Genomic DNA, 381 nt, shown 5'->3' on the forward strand with positions numbered 1-381 from the left:
CCAGGAACTGGTGGAGCCAGACGGGATCGAACCGACGACCTCAAGCTTGCAAAGCTAGCGCTCTCCCAACTGAGCTATGGCCCCATTCCGTCACCGAACCAAACCCCGAGAGGATTGGTTGGCCTGAGTGGACTCGAACCACTGACCTCACGCTTATCAGGCGTGTGCTCTAACCACCTGAGCTACAGGCCATTATCAGTCCGTCGGCCATCCGGCCGACAAACCGGCGCATGCGCGCCGCCTCGACGGTCGTCTCGGGCCTTCGGCTGAAGACCGGTAACCATCTGGTCAGCCGATCGGATCTACCGAACACATCCGTGGAAGAAAGAGAAACGAAGCCGGCGCTAGGGCCGAAAGGACCTCCGGATACCATGAGCGGCA

The 381-nt window shown here is 60.4% G+C and carries 2 tRNA genes; both read right to left on the minus strand.

Going from position 1 to position 381, the window contains the following annotated elements:
• Nucleotides 1-8 precede the first annotated feature (8 nt).
• A tRNA-Ala gene (locus M4J40_RS22350) sits at nucleotides 9-84 on the minus strand.
• Nucleotides 85-115: 31 nt separating this feature from the next.
• Nucleotides 116-192, minus strand: a tRNA-Ile gene (locus tag M4J40_RS22355).
• Nucleotides 193-381: the final 189 nt, after the last annotated feature.

Origin of the sequence: Pleomorphomonas sp. JP5 (genome assembly GCF_023721815.1) — a bacterium.
Classification (GTDB): domain Bacteria; phylum Pseudomonadota; class Alphaproteobacteria; order Rhizobiales; family Pleomorphomonadaceae; genus Pleomorphomonas.